Annotated in this window: 17 protein-coding genes; 6 read left to right on the top strand and 11 right to left on the bottom strand. The window is 70.0% G+C overall.

Features of this window, described 5'->3' with window-relative positions; all coding sequences use genetic code 11:
- Window positions 1–114 precede the first annotated feature (114 nt).
- The 6 genes from AB0B57_RS35145 to wrbA form a co-directional block, all read right to left on the bottom strand.
- A complete protein-coding gene (locus tag AB0B57_RS35145) occupies window positions 115–1095 on the bottom strand; it encodes an aldo/keto reductase (protein WP_357080203.1) in 981 nt (326 codons plus the stop codon).
- A gap of 113 nt (window positions 1096–1208) precedes the next feature.
- Entirely contained in the window at window positions 1209–2177 is a 969-nt protein-coding gene (locus AB0B57_RS35140) for a DUF6081 family protein (RefSeq protein ID WP_357080201.1), read from the bottom strand.
- Window positions 2178–2180: 3 nt separating this feature from the next.
- A complete protein-coding gene (locus AB0B57_RS35135; RefSeq protein ID WP_357080198.1) occupies window positions 2181–3164 on the bottom strand; it encodes an alpha/beta hydrolase in 984 nt (327 codons plus the stop codon).
- 41 nt (window positions 3165–3205) lie between these two features.
- Window positions 3206–4570, bottom strand: a complete 1365-nt coding sequence (locus tag AB0B57_RS35130) for a lipocalin-like domain-containing protein (protein ID WP_357080195.1) — start codon at window positions 4568–4570, stop codon at window positions 3206–3208.
- Complete coding sequence (locus tag AB0B57_RS35125; RefSeq protein WP_357080192.1) at window positions 4567–5559, bottom strand: DUF6081 family protein; 993 nt, start codon at window positions 5557–5559, stop codon at window positions 4567–4569. The genes AB0B57_RS35130 and AB0B57_RS35125 overlap by 4 nt, the downstream gene beginning before the upstream one ends.
- Window positions 5560–5586: 27 nt before the next feature.
- Window positions 5587–6198, bottom strand: a complete 612-nt coding sequence (gene wrbA / locus AB0B57_RS35120; protein ID WP_357080188.1) for an NAD(P)H:quinone oxidoreductase — start codon at window positions 6196–6198, stop codon at window positions 5587–5589.
- 217 nt (window positions 6199–6415) lie between these two features.
- Here wrbA and AB0B57_RS35115 point away from each other — a divergent pair, with 217 nt between their 5' ends.
- The 4 genes from AB0B57_RS35115 (at window position 6416) to accC (ending at window position 11439) form a co-directional block, all read left to right on the top strand.
- A complete protein-coding gene (locus AB0B57_RS35115; RefSeq protein WP_357080185.1) occupies window positions 6416–7042 on the top strand; it encodes a TetR/AcrR family transcriptional regulator in 627 nt (208 codons plus the stop codon).
- A gap of 166 nt (window positions 7043–7208) precedes the next feature.
- Window positions 7209–8351, top strand: a complete 1143-nt coding sequence (locus tag AB0B57_RS35110) for a hydrolase (protein WP_357080182.1) — start codon at window positions 7209–7211, stop codon at window positions 8349–8351.
- A gap of 27 nt (window positions 8352–8378) precedes the next feature.
- Window positions 8379–10082 carry an acetyl-CoA carboxylase carboxyltransferase subunit alpha gene (locus AB0B57_RS35105; RefSeq protein ID WP_357080179.1) on the top strand — a complete coding sequence of 568 codons (1704 nt, stop codon included), beginning with the start codon at window positions 8379–8381 and terminating at the stop codon, window positions 10080–10082.
- 1 nt (window position 10083) lies between these two features.
- Window positions 10084–11439 carry an acetyl-CoA carboxylase biotin carboxylase subunit gene (gene accC / locus AB0B57_RS35100; protein WP_357080176.1) on the top strand — a complete coding sequence of 452 codons (1356 nt, stop codon included), beginning with the start codon at window positions 10084–10086 and terminating at the stop codon, window positions 11437–11439.
- 47 nt (window positions 11440–11486) lie between these two features.
- On the opposite strand, the gene AB0B57_RS35095 is transcribed toward accC, so the two are convergent.
- Window positions 11487–13049 (bottom strand): FAD-binding protein, encoded by a 1563-nt coding sequence (locus AB0B57_RS35095; protein WP_357080173.1) that lies wholly within the window; start codon window positions 13047–13049, stop codon window positions 11487–11489.
- A gap of 892 nt (window positions 13050–13941) precedes the next feature.
- Here AB0B57_RS35095 and AB0B57_RS35090 point away from each other — a divergent pair.
- Window positions 13942–14727 (top strand): AfsR/SARP family transcriptional regulator, encoded by a 786-nt coding sequence (locus tag AB0B57_RS35090; RefSeq protein WP_357080170.1) that lies wholly within the window; start codon window positions 13942–13944, stop codon window positions 14725–14727.
- Window positions 14728–14781: 54 nt separating this feature from the next.
- On the opposite strand, the gene AB0B57_RS35085 is transcribed toward AB0B57_RS35090, so the two are convergent.
- Window positions 14782–15318 (bottom strand): acetyl-CoA carboxylase biotin carboxyl carrier protein subunit, encoded by a 537-nt coding sequence (locus AB0B57_RS35085; RefSeq protein ID WP_357080166.1) that lies wholly within the window; start codon window positions 15316–15318, stop codon window positions 14782–14784.
- A 78-nt stretch (window positions 15319–15396) separates the two neighbouring features.
- Window positions 15397–16179, bottom strand: a complete 783-nt coding sequence (locus AB0B57_RS35080) for an SDR family NAD(P)-dependent oxidoreductase (RefSeq protein ID WP_357080163.1) — start codon at window positions 16177–16179, stop codon at window positions 15397–15399.
- Window positions 16180–16352: 173 nt separating this feature from the next.
- Here AB0B57_RS35080 and AB0B57_RS35075 point away from each other — a divergent pair, with 173 nt between their 5' ends.
- Entirely contained in the window at window positions 16353–16784 is a 432-nt protein-coding gene (locus AB0B57_RS35075; RefSeq protein ID WP_357080160.1) for a nuclear transport factor 2 family protein, read from the top strand.
- A 144-nt stretch (window positions 16785–16928) separates the two neighbouring features.
- Here the strand turns inward: AB0B57_RS35075 and AB0B57_RS35070 are convergent, their stop codons facing one another.
- Together AB0B57_RS35070 and AB0B57_RS35065 are read right to left on the bottom strand one after the other, a co-directional pair.
- Complete coding sequence (locus AB0B57_RS35070; protein ID WP_357080156.1) at window positions 16929–17408, bottom strand: nuclear transport factor 2 family protein; 480 nt, start codon at window positions 17406–17408, stop codon at window positions 16929–16931.
- A 206-nt stretch (window positions 17409–17614) separates the two neighbouring features.
- The gene (locus AB0B57_RS35065; RefSeq protein ID WP_357080153.1) at window positions 17615–19006 is read right to left on the bottom strand and encodes a nitrate/nitrite transporter; all 1392 of its coding nucleotides are present in this window, start codon (window positions 19004–19006) and stop codon (window positions 17615–17617) included.
- Between the last annotated feature and the right edge of the window lie 2 nt (window positions 19007–19008).

Genomic DNA, 19008 nt, shown 5'->3' with positions numbered 1-19008 from the left:
CCCCGCCCACCGGCCGGCCCCCCGGGCCCCCCTCCCGCCCCCCCCCCTCGCGCCCCCCCCCCCCACGGGCGCCGGGTCCCGGGGCCCCCCCCCGACCCCGGCCGACGTTCGTGGTCAGCGGCGCGCCAGCGGCGGCTGCTCCGGGTAGCGGCCGCCGGCCGCCGCGCCGGGCGGCGTGGCCGCGTCGATCGCGTTCAGCTCGGCCTCGGTCAGCTCGACGTCGAGCGCCTGGACATTTTCCGCCAGGTAGCGACGTCGCTTGGTGCCGGGGATCGGCACCACGTCAGGGCCGCGGCTGAGCACCCAGGCGAGTGCCAGCTGGGCGGCGGTGACGCCCTTGGCGGTGGCCAGTTCGCGCACCCGCGCCACCAGCTCCATGTTGTGCCGCAGATTGTCGCCCTGGAAGCGGGGCGTACCGCGCCGGTAGTCGTCGGCCTCCAGCTGGGTGAGGTCGGTGATCGCGCCGGTCAGCAGCCCTCGCCCGAGCGGGCAGTACGCCACCAGCCCGATGCCCAGCTCGCGCAGGGTGGGCAGCAGTTCGGTCTCCGGCTCCCTGCTGAACAGCGAGTACTCATACTGTCCGGCGGTCACCGGGTGTACGGCGTGCGCCCGCCGCACCAGGTCCGCCGAGGCCTCGGAAATACCGAGGTGGCGCACCTTGCCCGCCGCGACGAGCTCGGCCAGCGCGCCCCAGGTCTCCTCAATCGGCACCTGTGGATCGACGCGGTGCTGGTAGTACAGGTCGATGTGGTCCACCCCGAGCCGGCGCAGCGACGCGTCGCAGGCCCGGTGCACGTAGTCAGGGCGGCCGTTGATGCCGAAATAGCCATCCTCGGGGCGCCGTTCCACGCCGAACTTCGTGGCGACCACCGCGTGATCCCGGCGGCCGGCGATGGCCTTGCCGATCAACTCCTCATTGGTGAACGGGCCGTACATGTCGGAGGTGTCGAGCAGGGTGACGCCGAGCTCCAGCGCCCGGTGAATCGTGGCGACCGACTCGACGTCGTTGCGGTCACCGTAGAACTCGCTCATGCCCATACAGCCGAGGCCGAGAGCGGAGGTGGTCAGGTTCTGGCCGAGCACGCGGTTATGCATCCGCGATTCCTTCCAATAAGGAGATGACAACGGACTGGGGCCCTCGGGACGCGCCGGTGTCGCCTGGCGATGTCGTCCCGGGGGCCCCGTCTCGACCATACGGGGGGCCGAGTTCAGGCGGACGGTGTCTGTGACACGAGATAGCGGCGGGCACGTAGCTCGGCGCCCTGGCCGAAAAGGCGGCTCTCCGGCTGGCTCTGCTCGTCGGTGAAGCGCTGCGCGCCGCCGCCGACCGGGTCGAGGTAGTGCCCGGCGGCGGGCGTGAGCCGAACCAGGCCGGCCGCGTCGTGCCCGGGCAGTGCGCCGTCGAGGATGGTGAACAGCCCCAGGCCGCCGGCGAGCTGCCGAGGTTCGGTGCGAGTCTCCTTGCCTCCGTGATCGAGCATCAGGTGCTCACGCGAGGGCAGGTGGTAGCCGAGACGGTCGACGGCGAAGACCTCGCGGCCGTCGAGCTGCCACCGGACCGTGCCGGCCGCCCGGTCATAGGAGATGACCAGATGATGTTCGTCGTCGGGCTGGCGTGACGCCACCGGCACCGTGTAGAGGAACGCGGCGTAGTCACCGAGCTCGTGTCGGGCGTGCGGCAGGCGTTCGTAGAAGACGTACACCCGCTTGTTGGTCAGGAAGAAGTCGAAGACCATGGCGGTCTCGGTGTCCAGGACCGGCATGGCCACCGAGGCCAGGCGCAGATCGTCGTCCGGGTCGGCGACCGCCGCGCCGAACGGGTGACCCGCGGTGCCGTAGGTGCGCCCGGACAGCCACGCCTCGAAGGAGAGCACGGTGCCAGGATCGGCGTCGAAGCCGAGGTGGCCGCTGGACGCCAGATGGTTGGGGTAGGCGAGCCACTTCACGTGATCGAGGGCGCCCGGCACCGCCTCCGGTCCCTGTTCCTGCGGAAGAGTCCGGGTGAACGCCGGTTCGCCGGTGCTCGGGTGCCGACCGGGCGACACCGCCCGCAGACCCTCCGCCGAGGTGGACACCTCGGCGTCGTCACCGACGTAGTCGCCGAGGCGGTAGTAGGCCCAGCGCGCGTCGGCACCCTCGGTCCGGAAGCCGTCGTTGAAGTCGTCCCACACGGTCATCGGTCATGCCTTTCCGCCGGGCACGCCGCCCGGTCGCGGGTGCGGAGCCGGTCGGGAGTGCAGGCCGTCGCGCAGCCACGATTCCTGCTCGGTGAGGATCTGCTGAGCGGTGGCGGTGTCGCCGAGCGCGATGCACGCGTGAAAGGTGCCCGGGTGGTAGCCGATCCGGGACTTCACGCCCGCCTGGATGAGCCGGTGTGCGTAGGTCAGCGCCTCGTCGCGGAGCGGGTCGTACTCGCAGGCCAGCACGTACGCCGGGGGTAGCCCGCCGAGGTCGTCGGCGCGAGCGGGCGCCGCCAGCGGGTCGACCGCGTCGCCCCCGGCCGCGTCGCCCAGGTAATACCGCCAGCTCACCTGCGCGTTGTGCCGATCCCACATCGGGGTGTCGGTGAACGCGCGTGCGGACACCGTTTCCAGCCGGTCATCAAGCGCGGGGAAGAGCAGGCACTGCAGCCGCAGCGCCGGGCCGCCACGATCGCGTACGGCGAGGGCGAGCGCCGCGGCGAGGCCACCACCGGCGCTCTCCCCGCCGACCGCGATGCGCCCGGTGTCGACGCCAAGGCCCGCGCCTTCCTTGGCAAGCCATTCCAGCGCCGCGTAACAGTCCTCGAGCCCCGCCGGAAACGGATGCTCGGGGGCCAGGCGGTAGCCGACGTTGACCACCACGGCGTCGATCCGGTCGGCCAGCCGTAGGCACGTTTGGTGCACGGTTTCCAGGTCTCCGGTGACGAAGCCGCCCCAGTGCAGATAGATCAGCGCGGGCTGCGGCCGGTCGGCATCCGGCCGGTAGACCCGGACGGCGACCGGCGGGGCGCCCGGCGGCCCGGGAACCAGCCGGTCGCCGACCTCGACCGGCCGAGACGGCTGGTACGGCCGGTGATGGGCCACCGCCGCACGCAACGCCGCCCGGGTGGCGGGCAGATCGGCGTAGTCAACCCGGGGCAACGCGGACAGCCGGTCGGCCAGGTCGGTGGCGAAGTCGTACACCGTGGGTCTCCTCGCCTCTCGGGCGCCGTGGTGGGAAACTGTCAGAAGGTGATGACGACCTTGCCCCGGGTGTGCTTGCCGGCGAACTCAGCGACACCGCGCTGCGCCTCGGCGAACGGGAACTGGGCACTCACCTCGACCCGCAGCTCACCCGACGCCGTCGCCTCGACGATCCGCTGCAGCCGGCCGTCGGTGGCCTCGATGTGCGCGTACGTGGCGCGCACCTCACGGTCGAAGACCGGCGGACCACCGGCCGGAGAGATGAGCAGCCCTCCGGGCTTGACGGCGGCCGCGGTGCCGGCAAGCCCGGGACCGGCATTGATCAGGTCGACGGCGACGTCGACGCCGCCGGGAACGTGGCGCAGCGCCTCCTCGGTCGTGTCGGCGGAGGTGTAGTCGATGGTCGCCGTGGCACCGAGGCCACGCACGTAGTCGGCGTCCGACGGCGGCGCGGTCGCCACCACGCGGACACCGGCCTGGGCGGCGAGCTGAACCACGAACGAGCCGACACCACCAGTCGCGCCGACCACCAGGAGCGAGTCACCGCTGTTCAGGCCGGCCTGCTCGACGATGCCGGCCGCGGTCATCGCGGCCACCGGCAGAGCGGCGGCGTCCACCGGGTCCAGCGTCTCCGGTCGGGCCACCACCTCGGGGCCGTCCAGCGCCAACGTGTACTCCGCGACCGCGCCGGCGACCGGGTGGGTGAACGCCACCACCTCGTCACCGGGGGAGAACCGGGTGACGCCCTCGCCGACCGCTTCGACCGTGCCGGCCGCGTCCAGACCCAGCACGAAGGGATGCGACACCGGCATCATCTCGCGCATCACTCCGGTGGCGAGTTTGACGTCGAGCGGGTTGAGCGCTGCCGCCCGCAGCTTGATCAGGATCTGGCCCGGCCCGGGTGCCGGCTTGGCCAGCTCGGCGAGGGTGAGCTGGTCGATCGGGCCGTACGAGGGTGCGACGAGTGCCTTCATGGTGACGTGCCTTTCTACGGTATTGGAGAGAGTCGGTGTGGTGCGGCGCCAGACGAGCCGGCGGCGGCGGGGCCGGCCGTTGACCGGCGAGGTGCCGTGCAGGGTGAGGACGTCGCCATCGAGCGCGGCATGCCGGACGAGTTCCGAGCCGACCATTCGGGAGTGGGCGCTGACCAGAACCGTGTGGCGGATCTCCGAGCCGCTGGCGCGCCAGGTGCCGGCGTAGCCCATGAACGTCTCGACCTGGTCGTCCGGCCCGGTGCTCTCGGGCGCCGGGCCGGTGCGCATCATGCTGACCGACATGTGGCCGTCGGCGGTGTAGACCAGCAGCCCGCGAGGATGATCACCGAGCGGCCCTGGCCGGACGTCGTCGCCCACGACGTCGACATAGGAGAGCAGCTCCCAGGTGCCGAGCACGTCCCGTGAGTTCACCGGGGCGTCGCCTCGGTGATGGTGAACCGCCGCACCCGCAGCTCGGCCCCCTGGCCGAAGAGGCGGCTCTCGGCGTGGCTGTGCTCGTCGGCGAACTTCTGTGGCCCGCCCGAGATGGGGTCGAGATAGAAGCCGGGCACGCCGGAGAGCCGGGCCAGCCCGTGCGGAGAATGGCCGGGTGCCGTGCCGTCGAGCAGGCTCAACAGCCCCATGCCGAAGTTCAGCTGACGCGGTTGGGCGGTCGTCTCGGTGCCACCGTGGTCCAGCACCAGGTGCCGGCGGCCGGGCAGATGGTGTCCGATCCGGTCGACTCGGAACACCTCGCGCCCGTCGAGCAGCCAGTGGGCCGTGCCGGCCAACCGGTCGTAGCCGATCTCGACGCGGTGCTCGTCGTCCGGCGTCCGATCGGCGACCGGGACGCCGTAGGAGAACGCCGCGTAGTCCCCGAGGGTGTCCCGGGCGAACGGCAACCGCTCGTAGAACGCGTACACCCGCTTGTTGGTCAGGAAGAAGTCGAAGACAACGTAGGTCTCCGCGTCGAACGCGTTGATCGCGGCGGTGGCCAGACGCAGATCGTCGTCCGGGTCGGCCACCTCGGCGCCGAACGGGTGACCGCCGGTGCCGTAGGTGCGCCCGCCGAAGGTCGCCGAGCAGGAGAGCACCCGCCCCGGCGTCGCGTCGAAGCCGGGAAGCCCGGTGCTCGCCTGGTGCTGGGCGTAGACCAGCCACTTCACGTGGTCGAGGACGCCGGGCAGGCCGGCGCCGTCGGCGGGCTCGGGCGGCACCGTGCGGGTGAAGGCGGGCTCCGCGGTGCCCGGGTGCCGCCCACCGGAAACCACCTGCAGTCCGTCGGCGGAGGTGGTGACCACCCCGTCGTCGGCGACGTGCGGGCCGGCCGTGGTGTGGAACCACCGGCTGCCGGGCCCGGTGCTGTCGAAGCCGTTGCGGAAGTCGTCCCACACCTGTTCGTGCTGAGTCACGTCGGTCATCGCCGGGTCTCCTCCCCGATGGGACGGTCAGGCGGGGACGGCGCCGCGCAGCAGTTGCGCGCTGATCGTGGCGAGCCGGTTGCCCTGGTAGCTGGCGGCGGCCAGGACCTGCTCGCTGGGGCCGTCGTCGGACGCGGCGTTGCCGGTGCCGTACGGGTTGCCGTGTGCGGCATAGACACTCGGGTCGGTGTAGCCGGGTGGAACGATGATGCACCCCCAGTGGTGCATCGTGTTGTAGAGCGCGAGGAGTGTGGACTCGTTGCCGCCCTGGATGTTGCCGGCGCTGGTGAAGCCGGTGGCCGCCTTGCCGGAGAGCTTCCCGGTCGCCCACAGCGGCCCGGTGCTGTCCAGGAACTGCTTGAGCTGAGCGGACACGTTGCCGTAGCGGGTCGGCGTGCCGAACGCGTACGCGTCGGCCCACTCCAGGTCGTCGAGGGTGGCGACGGGCACGTCGGCCGTGGCCTCCAGGTGGGCGCGCCAGGCGGGGTTGTGGTCGATGGCCGCCTCGGGGGCGAGCTCGGTGACCCGACGCAGGCGCACCTCGGCGCCGGCCTTGGCGGCACCTTCGGCGGCGGCCTCGGCGAGCGCGTGGACGTTGCCGGTTGAGGAGTAGTAGATGACGGCGACCTTGGCAGTCATGGGTGATGGGACCCTTCGCGAAAGACGAGCTAAGCGGAAGCTCTTCCACTTAGCCAGGAGGCTATCCGGAAAGGTTTCCGATTGCAACGACCGCAGCGCCGCTGGCCTCCACCCGCAAAAGGGCTGCGTACACTGCCGCGACGGCGCAGTCACGGCAGAATGGGCGGACGGGCGCAACCGGCTGCCGGGGGTGTGGCCGCGGGAGAGAGGACGTCAGGTGGTTGGAGAGTCGGAGGCGGCATCGGCGCCGGTCCCCGCGACACTGTCGATCGCGGGACAACCGGGAATCGAACGCGCCGACGCCGCCCGCAACCGCCGCAAGATGCTCGACGCCGCCACGCGCATCGTCGCCACCGAGGGCGTCAAGGCGCTGGCCCTCGACGAGGTGGCCCGGGCCGCGGGAGTGGGCACCGGCACCGCCTACCGCCGCTTCGGCGACCGCGCCGGACTGATCTTCGCGTTGCTCGACGAGGAGGAGGCCAGTTTCCAGGCCGCCTTCCTGCAGGGCCCGCCGCCGCTGGGCCCCGGCGCGTCGGCGGGGGAGCGGATCCACGCCTTCCTGCACGCCCTGGTGGACCGGGTGGAGGCGCAGCTGGAAATGCTGCTGGTCACCGAGACCAGCTCGCCGGTGGCGCGATATCGCAGCGGGCCGTACATGGTCTACCACACCCACCTGGCCAGTCTGCTCGGCGAGGCTCGCCCCGACGTCGACCCGCACTACGTCGCGGCCGCGCTGCTCGCGCCGGTCTCGGCCACCCTGATCAGTTACCAGCTGCGCGAGCGCGGCCTCGGCACCGACGTGCTCAAGAGCGGTCTCGACGACCTGCTGCGCCTCAACCTCTGAGCGTCTCCGCCGGCCGTCCCGCTCCCGCGTCGAGCCACCCTCCAGCCTTGGTCGAGCGGTCTTCGACCGCGCCGCGCCATGGTCGTCGGGCGGGCGCGGGCCCGGTCGGCCACGTCGCCGCATCCGCCTGCCGACCGCGGTCCGCACCGACGAGGAGGCCAACAGGATGCTCGTTCCATCGCCCAGCCCCACCGATCTCATCGCCGACGCCGAGGATCTCGCCGTGGTCGCGGCTCGCTGCGCGTCGCAGTCCGAGGCGGAGCGCCGGCTGTCCGGCGACGTCGTGGAAGCGTTGCGCGCCGGCGGCTTCGCGGCGCACTTCGTGCCCGCCGCGCACGGCGGCAAGGAAGGAACCTTCACCGAGCTGAGCGAGGCCGTCGCCCGGGTCGGGCAGTCGTGCGCGGCGACCGCCTGGTGTGCGTCCCTGGTGGCCAACCTCGGCCGGATGGCCGGCCTGCTGCCCGCCGCTGGGCAGGCCGAGGTCTGGGCCACCGGTCCCGGCGCGGTGGTCGTCGGGTCGCTGGCGCCGACCGGTACGGCGCAGCGGGTGAGTGGCGGCTGGCAGGTCTCCGGCGCCTGGCCGTACATCAGCGCCGTCGACTTCTCCGACTGGGCCCTGCTCTGCGCCCGGGTACCGGCCGACGGGCCGGAGGCGGCTCGGATGTTCGCGGTCCCGCGCTCGGCTTACCAGATCGCCGACACCTGGTCCAACGTCGGAATGAGCGGTACCGGTAGCAACACGGTGACCCTCGAGGCGACAGTGGTGCCCGAGGCGCGCTCCTTCGAAAGGCAGAACCTCTTCACCGGTACGCCCGCGGCTTCCACCGCCGCCTGCCACGTGGTTCCGCTGCTGGCGGTCAACGGACTGTCGTTCGTGGCACCCGTGCTGGGCGCCGCCCGCGGCGCCCAGCGGGCGTGGACCGCATATGTGGGCGACAAGATCCGCGGCGCGGCCGCCCGGCCCGGCGCGCCGGCCATCGAGCGCGGCCCGTACGACCTGGTCCTGGCGCGGGCCAGCGGCGAGATCGATGCCGCCGAGCTACTGGTACGGCGGGCCGCGCAGGTCGCCGACCAGGGCGCCGGCATCACGCCGTTCGAGGTCAGCCGCAACCTGCGGGACTGCTCGCTGGCGATGGAGACCACGGTCACGGCGGTGAACCGGTTGTTCCGCGCGGCGGGCACCTCCGGACACACCACCGGTAGCCCCGTGCAGCGGGTGTGGCGCGACGTCAACAGCGCCGCCAGCCACATCGCCGTGCAGTTCGAGCCCGCCGCCGCGGCGTACGCAACCCAGGTCTTCAAGATCTGAAGCTGGACGAAGCAGAGGGGGACGACGATGACCCGAACCATCGCGCGTGAGAGCAGTGCGGACTGGGTGCTCTGTCCTGGCTGCCACGTGCCGGTCTATGGCAAGCGCCTGCACCGCAACGCCCGGGTGTGCCCCGAGTGCCAGGTGCACCTGCCGCTCACCGCCGAGCAACGACTCACCCAGTTGGCCGACGACGGCCGTTACGAACTGCTGCCGCTCGAAGTGACAGGCAACGATCCACTGCGCTTCACCGACACCGTGCCCTACTCGGTTCGGTTGGACCAGGCACGCCGGCGGACCGGTCTCAACGAGGCGGTGCTCTGCGCGCGGGCGTTCATCGGCGGCAGCCCGGTGGTCATGGCGGTGATGGACTTCCGGTTCCTCGGCGGCAGCCTGGGCACCGCGGTGGGCGAGCTGATCACCCTGGCGGCCGAGACCGCGCTGGTGGAGCGTACGCCGCTGCTGATCGTCACCGCCTCGGGCGGGGCACGGATGCAGGAGGGCGCGCTGTCGCTGATGCAGATGGCCAAGACCAGCGCGGCACTCGGTGAGCTGGACCGGGCCGGGATCCTCACCATCGCGCTCATCACCGACCCGACCTTCGGCGGCGTCGCCGCGTCGTTCGCCACGCTGACCGACGTGATCGTCGCCGAGCCTCGCGCGCGGCTGGGATTCGCCGGTCGTCGGGTGATCGAGCAGACCATCCACCAACAGCTGCCGCCGGAGTTCCAGACGGCCGAGTTCCTGCTCGACCGAGGCTTCATCGACATGATCGTCGAGCGTCGTCGGTTGCGGCTGGCACTCGGTCGCCTGTTACGGGTCGGTGCCGGCCCGCAGCAGCCGACCGCGCCCGAGGTGGCCGATCCGGTGATCCGCTCCCACCAGCAGTTGTCGGAGCAGGACCCGTGGCGCAGCGTCGGCGAGGCGCGCGACATCCAACGGCCGACCACTCTGGACTACCTCTCGATGATCTTCGAGGATTTCCTGGAGCTGCACGGCGACCGGATCTCCGGCGAGTGCCCGGCGGTCGTCGGTGGGCTCGCCTGGCTCGACGGCCGACCGGTCATGGTGATCGGTCAGCAGAAGGGCCACGATTCCACCGAACTGATTCGGCGGAACTTCGGGATGCCCCGGCCGGCCGGATACCGCAAGGCGGCGCGGTTGATGCGCCTCGCCGAGAAGCTCGGCGTGCCCGTGGTAACGCTTGTGGACACGCCCGGTGCCTACCCCGGCGCGGACGCCGAGGAGCAGGGGCAGGCGGTGGCGATCGCGGAAAACCTGCGCCTGATGGCCGCGCTGACCATTCCGGTGGTCAGCGTCGTCATAGGTGAGGGTGGCAGCGGTGGCGCCCTCGGGCTGGCGGTGGCGAACCGGGTGCTGATCTTCGCCAGCGGCGTCTACTCCGTGATCAGCCCGGAGGGGTGCGCGGCGATCGTCTGGAAGGACCCCGCCAGAGCACCGGAGGCCGCTCGCGCGCTGGGCCTCGACGCCCGAACGTTGCTGCGGCTGGGCGTCGTCGACGGCGTGATCCCGGAACCCGCCGGTGGCACCGGGGCCGATCGGCTGCTCGCCGCCGACCGGCTGGGCGCCGCGTTGCGGCACAGCCTGTACGGGCTCAGCCAACTGAGCCGTCGGGAGTTGGGCATCGACCGCCGGGCCCGGTTCCGCCAGTTCGGTTCGGCCGTGACGATCGAGGCCGAGCTGCGGACGATGAGCGAAGAGGCGCACTGATATGTTCCGCAGAATTCTGATCGCGAATCGGGGCGAGATCGCCGTTCGGGTCGCTCGAACCTGCCGGGAGATGGGCATTCCCACGGTGGCGGTGCACTCCACCGCCGACCGCGAGTCGACAGTGGTCCGGTTGGCCGACGAAGCCGTGCAAATCGGCCCGCCGCCACCGTCCCAGAGCTATCTCAACGCGGCTGCTGTGCTGCAGGCGGCGGACCAGACCGGAGCCGACGCCATCCATCCCGGCTACGGGTTCCTGTCCGAGTCACCGGACTTCGCCGACGCGTGCGAGGCGCTTGGCATCACCCTTATCGGGCCGCCGGCGTCGGTCATGGCGGTCCTCGGTGACAAGACCTCGGCGCGAGCCCTGATGTCCCGTGCCGGCCTGCCGCTGCTGCCGGGAAGCCTCGACCCGCTCGACGCGGAGGCCGCGCGGGACCTGGCCTCGACGATCGGCTTTCCGGTCATCATCAAGGCGGCGGCGGGCGGCGGCGGACGCGGCATGCAGGTGGTGCACGGTGCGGCCGAGTTCGTCGACGCCTTCCGGCGCACCCAGGCCACCGCACAGATGCTGTTCGGGGACGGCCGGGTCTACGTGGAGCGCTATCTCGCCAAGGCACGTCATGTCGAGATACAGGTCCTCTGCGACGGCCACGGCAACGCCGTACACCTGGGGGAGCGGGACTGCACGGTGCAGCGACGTCACCAGAAGCTGATCGAGGAGACGCCGGCGCCCAACCTGCCGGACGGCCTGGCCGAGCGGATGGGGCAGGCTGCGGTGCAGGGTGCTCTGGCGGCCGGCTACGTCGGCGCGGGGACCTTCGAGTTCCTGGTCGACCCGGATGGCTCCTTCTATTTCATGGAGGTCAACTGCCGGATCCAGGTCGAGCATCCGGTGACCGAGATGGTCACCGGCGTGGATCTGGTCCGTGAGCAGATCCTGATCGCGGCGGGCCAGCGGCTGAGGATGACTCAGGACGACGTGCACCGCCGCGGCGTGTCGATCGAGTGCCGGATCAACGCCGAGGACCCGGCGCAGAACTTCGCGCCCACCCCGGGAACTGTCGACGAGTTCGTGCCGGCCGGCGGCGCCTTCGTCCGGGTCGACACCCACGTGTACCCGGGTTACCGGATCCCGCCCAACTACGATTCCCTCCTGGCCAAGCTGGTGATCTGGGCGCCGCACCGGGATGAGGCCATTGAGCGGATGCGTCGTGCGCTCGCCGAGTTCCGGGTACGCGGCCCGCGAGTCAGCACCACCCAGGAGTTCCTCGCCGCCGTTCTGAACGACCCTCGGTTCCGTTCCGCGGGACACACCACCTCCCTGGTCGACGAACTGCTCGGCGAGGAGCACCCGTAGCCACCGCGTCGGCCGGCCGGCGCCTCGGTGCGCCGGCCGGCCGTTGCTCACGGCAGTTCGATCGACTGCGAGTGACGGAAGGTGTTCAGCGGATCCCAGCGCGCCTTCGCCCGCTGCAGGCCCGCGTAGTTGCCCTTGTAGTACAGCGTCGACCAGGGCAGCCCGGAGCGGTTGATGGCCGGGTCACGAATGTCCATGTCCGGTGAGTTGATGTAACAACCGTCGGTCTGCAGATTCGGCACCGGGTAGCCACCGGTCTCCGCGAACGTCTGGTGATAGATGTCGCGCAGCCAACCGACGTGCGCGGCATCCTGCGAGGGATCCATCCAGAAGTTCTCGAACAGCGTCAGGAAGCTCGCGTTGCGGTGCGGGTAGGCCGTGGCCGTCTCGGACAGTGAGTTCACCCTGCCGCCAGCCACGCCGGTCAGTTGCACCGTGGCGTTGGGGTTCGCGTAGTCCGTGCGGGTCAGGCCGCGCCACAGCGCCGCGATCTGCGAGTCGGTGAAGCCCTTCCTCATGTACGCCGACTTCACCGTGCTGCGCATCGTGGGATCCAGCATGGTCGCCGGGTTGCTGGTGCCGATCAAGCGGGTGGCAGCCAGCCAGCGCAGCCTGCGGGGTGGGTACGGCGCGACGATGCCGGTGCCCTGGGTGATGGCGGCGAGGTATTCGTCGAGCATCCGGGCGGCGTCCGGCACCGCCGCGTCGATCTGAGTCACCAGGCCGAAGCCGCCGGCCGACCGGTGGGTGATGAACGCTGCCCCGGACAGTGCCGTGTACGGCGAGGACGGGTCGGCATTGCGCTCGTACCAGGTGCCGAAGTTGCGGACCAGTGTGGTGAAAGCCTCCTGAGTCAGCGTGGGCCAGCCGACCGGCAGCGAACTGACCAGCACCTCGGCCGGGGGTTGCGGCAGTTGCTGGCCCGGAGTGGTCCCGCTGGCGCCGACCGAGCGGAACCAGTACTTGGTCACGATGCCGAAGTTGCCGCCGCCCCCGCCTGCGGCAGCCCACCAGAGGTCCCTGTTGACGTCGGCCGAGTTGCGCGAGGCAACCACGACCCGGGCGACACCGAGCCTGTCGACCACCACCATTTCGACGGCTTCCAGGTGATCGGCGACCACTCCGTAGCGCCGGGAGAGAAGGCCGTAGCCGCCGCCGGCGACATGCCCCCCAATGCCCACGGTCGGGCACACCCCGCCGGGCAGAGTGACGTTCCAACCTTTCTTGAGCGTCTCGTAGACCTGGCCCAACAGGGCGCCCGGCTGGATGGCGAAGGCGTTGCGGGTCTGGTCGTAGCCGATGGCGTTCATCGCCGACATGTCGATGATGACCTTGGTGGACGAGTGGTAGACGAAGTCGGCGTAGCAGTGGCCTCCGCTGCGTACGGAGATCCGCTTGCCGGCCCGCACGGCCTTCTGGACGGCGTCGAGCACCTGCTGCGTGGAGCCGGCGAGGAAGACCGCCTCGGGTGCCGCGACGAAGCGCTGGTTGTTGCCGACCACCACGTCGGGGTAGCGGGCGTCGCCCGGGGTCACGACGCGGGCCGCCGGGACTGCGGGGTCGGTCTGCTCATCCGCCAGGGCCGCCGCGGCACCCACTCCGGCCGTCATTGCACCTGTCGCCGCGGCTGCGCCGACAAGGAGTCCTCTTCTACTGATTGTTGCCATTCCAGTCCTTCCTGGACAGCTGAGCCGGCGCCACACTGCGCCGGCGGATGTGCGGAGCGCCGAGGGCGCTGGTACGCACGGGAAGCAGTCCGATCCGCACCGCAAAGAAACAGATCAGAAAGATTTCAAAACAAAAGAACCCCGCAGCCGGAACGAGCGCACTCCACGGCTGCGGACGAATCCCCCCGTGCATCCGCCAGTGTAATAAATTCGATCAAGGCCGGGCATCGTCACTCAGCTGTCAAAGGGTCGGCCGAATGGCGGATTCGTGCGGGGATCGGCGTTGGTCCGGTCGGATCCTGAGGGATCCCGTCGGTTGACTGTTGGATATGCGACTTTCGCGCCAGGCTTCGGCCCCGGTCCGCGCGGCTCGGCAGTTATTCCCCATGTCGAATATCCGCATTAGAAGGGCCTCAAGTCGATGTGCAGTTCATCACAGCGCTGAGTACGAAAGGGTGAATTGACCGGTGTGTCCAGCGCGGCTGCGCGGCTGAAACAATCTGTTAACCGGAAATTTCCGACGCCCGCTGGGGCGGATGCGGATGCCCCATTGCGATGACGGAGCGGCTGTGTAAAATTACCCCTCGTAGCTGTAAGCGGAATGATTTCCGCTACGCGGCCAGGGCGGATCGCCAGGCGCGGGCAGGGGGCATGGCCCGACGCGGGGGGCACGCGGGAGTTTTGATCAGCGACGCCGGGTTTGGTTAGAGGCTCGTCAGGGCCCATCCAGGGAATACGAACACATCGATGTATCTGTCCGTAGCGGCTCTGTGGCAGATCACTTGCCTGCGGCCCTCCGCATAGTCGCCTACATGACACACACGGGGAGTGTGACGTGCAGTTCAAGATTCTGGGACCGATGGAGATCGTCACCGGCGAAAGATCGTCTTTCTCGGTCAATGCTTCGAAGACCAGCCAGGTGCTTGCGCTGTTGCTGGTGCAGTGCCCGGAGAATGTTGGCGTCGACACGATCATCGCCGAGCTGTGGGGCGAGAAGCCGCCACGGAGTGCCGTGACGACTTTGCAGACCTACATCTATCACGCGCGCCGCATGTTGACCCGGGAAATGGTCGACGGCAATAGGAACATCGTCGTCACCCGGCCACCTGGATACGGCGTTCAGGTGCACCCTGACGACATTGACGTCAACGTCTTCATTCAGTCCGTGCGCCGCGGGCGTGAACTGCTCGAAAAGGGCCACCCCCAGCAGGCGGTCGACTATCTCAACGCCGGATTGGCGCTGTGGCGAGGGCCGGCGTTCGCCGGCCTGGTTATCGGCGAGGTGTTGGGCGGGCGAGTGGCTCACCTCGACGAGTTGCGGATCCAGGCGGTCGGCCTACGGATTACGGCCGAGAGGAGTCTCGGGCGCCACCTCGAGCTCGTGCCGCAACTGCGCTCCCTGGTCTCCGCGCACCCCCTGAACGAGTCGTTCCATGCTCATTTGATCGAGGTGCTCTTCGAGTCCGGCCGGCGGGCCGAGGCCCTGCAGGCCTATCAGGACCTACGCCGGATCCTGGATCGGGAGCTCGGTGTCGAGCCGACCATCGAGATGCAGCGGTTGCAACTCGCGGTCCTGCAGGGCGAGAGCAGCAGCGCCCGCCGGTACCCCGCCGTCGCCTGAACCGCGCGGGCGGCCGCCGGCGCGCTGCCGTGCCGGTCGCCCGCGTCACCGGATTCAGGACCCGGTCGGGTCGATCCGGAACAGCGGCTCGTCGAACTCCACGGCGTCACCGTCGTCCTTGAGAACCGCGGTCACGGTGCCGGCGCAGCCCGAGTTCACCGGGATCATCAGCTTCATCACCTCGACGATCCCGATCTGTTGGCCAGCCTCCACCCGGTCACCGACCTTGACGAACGGCGCGGCACCCGGCGACGGGCAATGAAACAGCACGCCGACCGCAGGCGCGCGCACCTCGACGCCCGCCGGCACCACCGGACCGTCCAGCGTCGCTACGGACGGCGCCGTGGCGGTCGGCAGCGTGATCGGATGGGCCGGCAGCGGTTGCCCGGTGGGCCACTCCGCCTCGACGGTCACCCCGCCGGCCCGGATCCGCAACACGCTGGGCGCGTGGCTGAAGCCCTTCAGTAGCTGCAAGGCGTTGGTCCGGACCAGTTCCAACGAAGCCTCGATGTCCGAGACGGCCGGGGACTCCGGCCCGTTGGCGTCCTCGCCGGCGGGCATCCGGGTCGGGTCCGCGGTGTCCTGGGACATGGCTGTGCCTCCCTCGAGATTCTGATCACGTGCGGATGGACGATGCTGTCGGCATACCGGCGATGGCTCGCGCAGGCCCTAGTAGTTGCCGAGCCCGCCGCAGACGTTGAGAGCCTGCGCGGTGACCGCCCCCGCCCCATCGCTGATCAGGTAGTTGACCATCGCGGCCACCTCCTGGACCTCGACGTAGCGGCCGATCGGCACCCGGGCGGTGATACGGGCGTGCGTCTCGGCTTCGTCCACGCCCCAGATCGCGGCGTAGTGCTCCCGAACGCGCTCGGCCATCGGTGTCTCCACGAAGCCCGGGCAGACGGCGTTGACGGTGATCCCCGTCTTGGCCAACTCCAGGCCGAGCGCCTTGCTGAAGCCGACCACGCCGTGTTTGGACGCCGAGTACGGCGCCGCGTGCACCACACCCTGCTTGCCGCCGGTGGACGCGATGTTGACGATCCGACCCCACCCCTTGTCGAGCATGCCGCCCGTGTTGAGCACCCGCTTGGTCATCAGGAAGACGCTGTTGAGGTTGGTGTTGATGACGTCCAGCCAAAGCTCGTCGTCGATCTCCGCGGTCGCTCCGCCGCCGGGGCGGCCCGCGTTGTTGACCAGAATGTCGACCGATCCGTACCGGTCGACCGCCGCGCGGACGAACCGGTCCACGTCCTCGGCGGAGCGCACGTCGCAGCTGCGGCCGTCCACGTCGTACCCCTGGTCCTGCAACTCCTTGACCGTGGCGGCGACCGCCGCGTCGCGTCGGGAACAGAGATAGACCTGGGTGCCCTTCTCGGCGAGTGAGCGTGCGATCTCCAGGCCCATCCCGCTGGTGGCTCCCGAGACGATGGCCACCCGCCGGTTCTCCGTCATGGTCTCCCCATTCATGCTGACGTGTCGGACGTCGCCCAGAGTCGGCCGTGCGGCTCGAACGGCGATCGAGGTTGTCTTGGACCGGGCGCCGGGCGTCGTTCGAGCGACCTTCGAGCCGGATGCCGCACCGTGAAGTGGACGCAGTTCCTGAGCCGATCGCACCGGAGGACCGCATGGCGCCGACCCGCACATTCACCGACCTCTACGTGGAGGTGCAGCAGTTCTACGCCCGCCAGATGCGCCAGCTCGACGACCGCAAGCTGGAGGCGTACGCGGAGACATTTACCGAAGACGCGGAGTTCGGGCACACTCCCGGTCGGGAACCGGCGCGGACCCGCGCCGGAATCGTCGCCGACCTGTTCGATTTCCACAAGAAGTTCGAGAACGACCCGGTGCAGCGCAGGCACTGGTTCAACATGATCGACGTTGAGCCGCAGGACGACGGGTCGATCCGCTCGACCTGCTACGCGCTGGTGGTCACCACCCGGCCGAACGGCACGCCGACGATCGCGCCCAGCTGCGTGGTCAGTGACATTCTGGTGCGCGGCGCCGACGACGCGCTGCTCACCAAGTACCGCCGGGTGGATCACGACCAGCTGTTCTGACGAGGGCCGCCGAGCGCGAGGGCCTGTGTCGGTCCGCCGCCCGGACTCCGCCTCGGCTCGACCGAGGACTTCGACACAGGCCCTGTGCCCGGCCGCCCCGAACAGTGACCGCCCTCAGCGGGCCTGGCGTTCGACCAACACCGACTACGCGCCGGGCGAGGGGATCAGGGCAGCCTCGCTCACCGGCGAGCTCCACGACGGCAGGATGGCGAGGAGAGAGATCCGCCAGCCGACCGTGGTGCGGACGATCCCGAAGCGGTAGTGGCCGACCAGCACCCGGGTAGCGGCCTGCTCTCCTGCGGAGATGAAGACGGCCACCAGATGCGCCCGCGCGCTGGCCTGGTCGCCGTCGATGTCCACCAGCACGTTCGAGACGAAGTGTTGCAGCCGTGCATAGTCGGCGTGCGCACGCCGGGCGCCGTCGACGACGACGTCGAAGCCCTCCTGCCGGCCGACTGGGGTCTCCGCCACCACATCGGCGGCGAACAGTTCACCGGGATCCTCCAGGCAGTGCCCGTCCAGCCACACACCCAGGCGGGTGATCAGGTCGGTGATCTCGGACCGATCGCTCAGCTCGCGCAGCTGGCGACGCAGACCGTCGAACTCGCTCTCGTCGAGCGCCATGCTCATCACTCCTCGGCTGTCTCGTGACACGGCAATCCCTTGACGCCGACGCGCCGGTGGTCCGGGCACGGACGAGCCCGATGCTGCCACACCGCGCTCGAAAGACGCTCGAACGAGCTGCGGTGGCGAACTGGTTCCGGTCTCGGCTGACGCGTCGGCCGGGCCTCCTCGTCCCCGCTGCGGGGCCCTGGGCTGGACACCGGGCCTCAGACGCCCTCAAGTCTCCCGGGTGCCGGGCGCAGGTACACGAACCAGGTGATGACGAAGCAGATCGCGTAGAAGGCGATGAAGGCGATGTAGGCCGCGTCCGCTGTCCGGTAGGCCAGGAACGACTGCCGGAAGGCAAGATTGACGAGGACCCCGCCGAACGCGCCGATGGCACCGGCGACGCCGATGAGCGCGCCGGAGAGGCGCCGGGCCTCGTGCTCCGCCGCCCGGTCGTGCGGGTCGTCCGGGCCGCCGGCGGTCGACCGCACACCGCACCTGGCCCGGAAGATCGCCGGGATCATCTTGTACGTCGAGCCGTTGCCGATGCCGCTGAACACGAACAACGCGATGAAGCCGACCAGGTACAACGGCAGCGAACGTTGCTGGGAGGCGAGCAGGACGATGGACGCGCCGGCCGCCATCGCCACGAAGTTCACGAAGGTGACCCGGGCCCCGCCGAGCCGGTCGGCCAGGACACCGCCCACGGGACGGATGAGCGAGCCGAGCAGCGGTCCGAGGAACGTCAGGTACGCGGCCTTCACCGGAGTGTTGAAGGTGTCGGCGAACTGCACCTGAAGCACCTGGCCGAAGGCGAACCCGAAGCCGATGAACGACCCGAACGTGCCGATGTAGAGCAGCGACATGATCCAGGTGTGCGGTTCGCGGGTGACGTCCCGCATGGCCCGTTTCTCGTTGCGGGCCTGGCTGAGGTTGTCCATGAACATCGCGGACCCGAGTGCGGCCAGCACGATCGCCGGCAGGTAGATGCCGGCGACGATGCCGGGACTGCCCGCCCCCAGGACCGCCAGCACGAACAGGCCGACGAGTTGGACCGCGGCGACGCCGAGGTTGCCGCCGCCGGCGTTGATGCCGAGCGCCCAGCCCTTGAGCCGGTCGGGGTAGAACGCGTTGATGTTCGCCATCGAGGAGGCGAAGTTCCCGCCGCCGACCCCGGCCAGCGCGGCGATGAGCACCAGCGTCGAGTACGAGACGCCGGGTCGGATCAGGAAGGCGCCGAACAGGCATGGGATCAGCAGCAGCGACGCGCTGATGATCGTCCAGTTGCGGCCGCCGAACCGGGCCACGGCAAGGGTGTACGGGATCCGCAGCACCGACCCGACAAGTGCGGGCACGGCGGTGAGCAGGAATTTCCCGGCCGGGTCGATGCCGTACTGCGGCCCGAGGAACAGCACGAGGACCGACCACATCGTCCAGATGGAGAAGCCGATGTGTTCGGAGAAGATGGAGAAGATCAGGTTGCGTCGGGCGATGCGGGATCCCCGGCGTTGCCAGAAGATGGGGTCCTCGGGCCGCCAGTCGTCGATCCAGTGTCCGCGAAGGGTCCGGCTGCGCCGGTCCTGCTCGATGCTGTCGGGCACGGCCGTGGTCATGG

Source organism: Micromonospora sp. NPDC049101, from assembly GCF_040648675.1.
Classification (GTDB): domain Bacteria; phylum Actinomycetota; class Actinomycetes; order Mycobacteriales; family Micromonosporaceae; genus Micromonospora.
The sequence above is the reverse complement of the archived record's forward strand: the minus strand, read 5'-3'. Positions and strand labels throughout refer to the sequence as shown.

Coding starts and splice junctions, on each gene's coding strand:
- AB0B57_RS35145 (WP_357080203.1), bottom strand. CDS start 1,095: ATGCATAACCGCGTGCTCGGCCAGAACCTGACCACCTCCGCTCTCGGC.
- AB0B57_RS35140 (WP_357080201.1), bottom strand. CDS start 2,177: ATGACCGTGTGGGACGACTTCAACGACGGCTTCCGGACCGAGGGTGCC.
- AB0B57_RS35125 (WP_357080192.1), bottom strand. CDS start 5,559: ATGACCGACGTGACTCAGCACGAACAGGTGTGGGACGACTTCCGCAAC.
- wrbA (WP_357080188.1), bottom strand. CDS start 6,198: ATGACTGCCAAGGTCGCCGTCATCTACTACTCCTCAACCGGCAACGTC.
- AB0B57_RS35110 (WP_357080182.1), top strand. CDS start 7,209: ATGCTCGTTCCATCGCCCAGCCCCACCGATCTCATCGCCGACGCCGAG.
- AB0B57_RS35105 (WP_357080179.1), top strand. CDS start 8,379: ATGACCCGAACCATCGCGCGTGAGAGCAGTGCGGACTGGGTGCTCTGT.
- accC (WP_357080176.1), top strand. CDS start 10,084: ATGTTCCGCAGAATTCTGATCGCGAATCGGGGCGAGATCGCCGTTCGG.
- AB0B57_RS35095 (WP_357080173.1), bottom strand. CDS start 13,049: ATGACGGCCGGAGTGGGTGCCGCGGCGGCCCTGGCGGATGAGCAGACC.
- AB0B57_RS35085 (WP_357080166.1), bottom strand. CDS start 15,318: ATGTCCCAGGACACCGCGGACCCGACCCGGATGCCCGCCGGCGAGGAC.
- AB0B57_RS35080 (WP_357080163.1), bottom strand. CDS start 16,179: ATGACGGAGAACCGGCGGGTGGCCATCGTCTCGGGAGCCACCAGCGGG.
- AB0B57_RS35075 (WP_357080160.1), top strand. CDS start 16,353: ATGGCGCCGACCCGCACATTCACCGACCTCTACGTGGAGGTGCAGCAG.
- AB0B57_RS35070 (WP_357080156.1), bottom strand. CDS start 17,408: ATGGCGCTCGACGAGAGCGAGTTCGACGGTCTGCGTCGCCAGCTGCGC.
- AB0B57_RS35065 (WP_357080153.1), bottom strand. CDS start 19,006: ATGACCACGGCCGTGCCCGACAGCATCGAGCAGGACCGGCGCAGCCGG.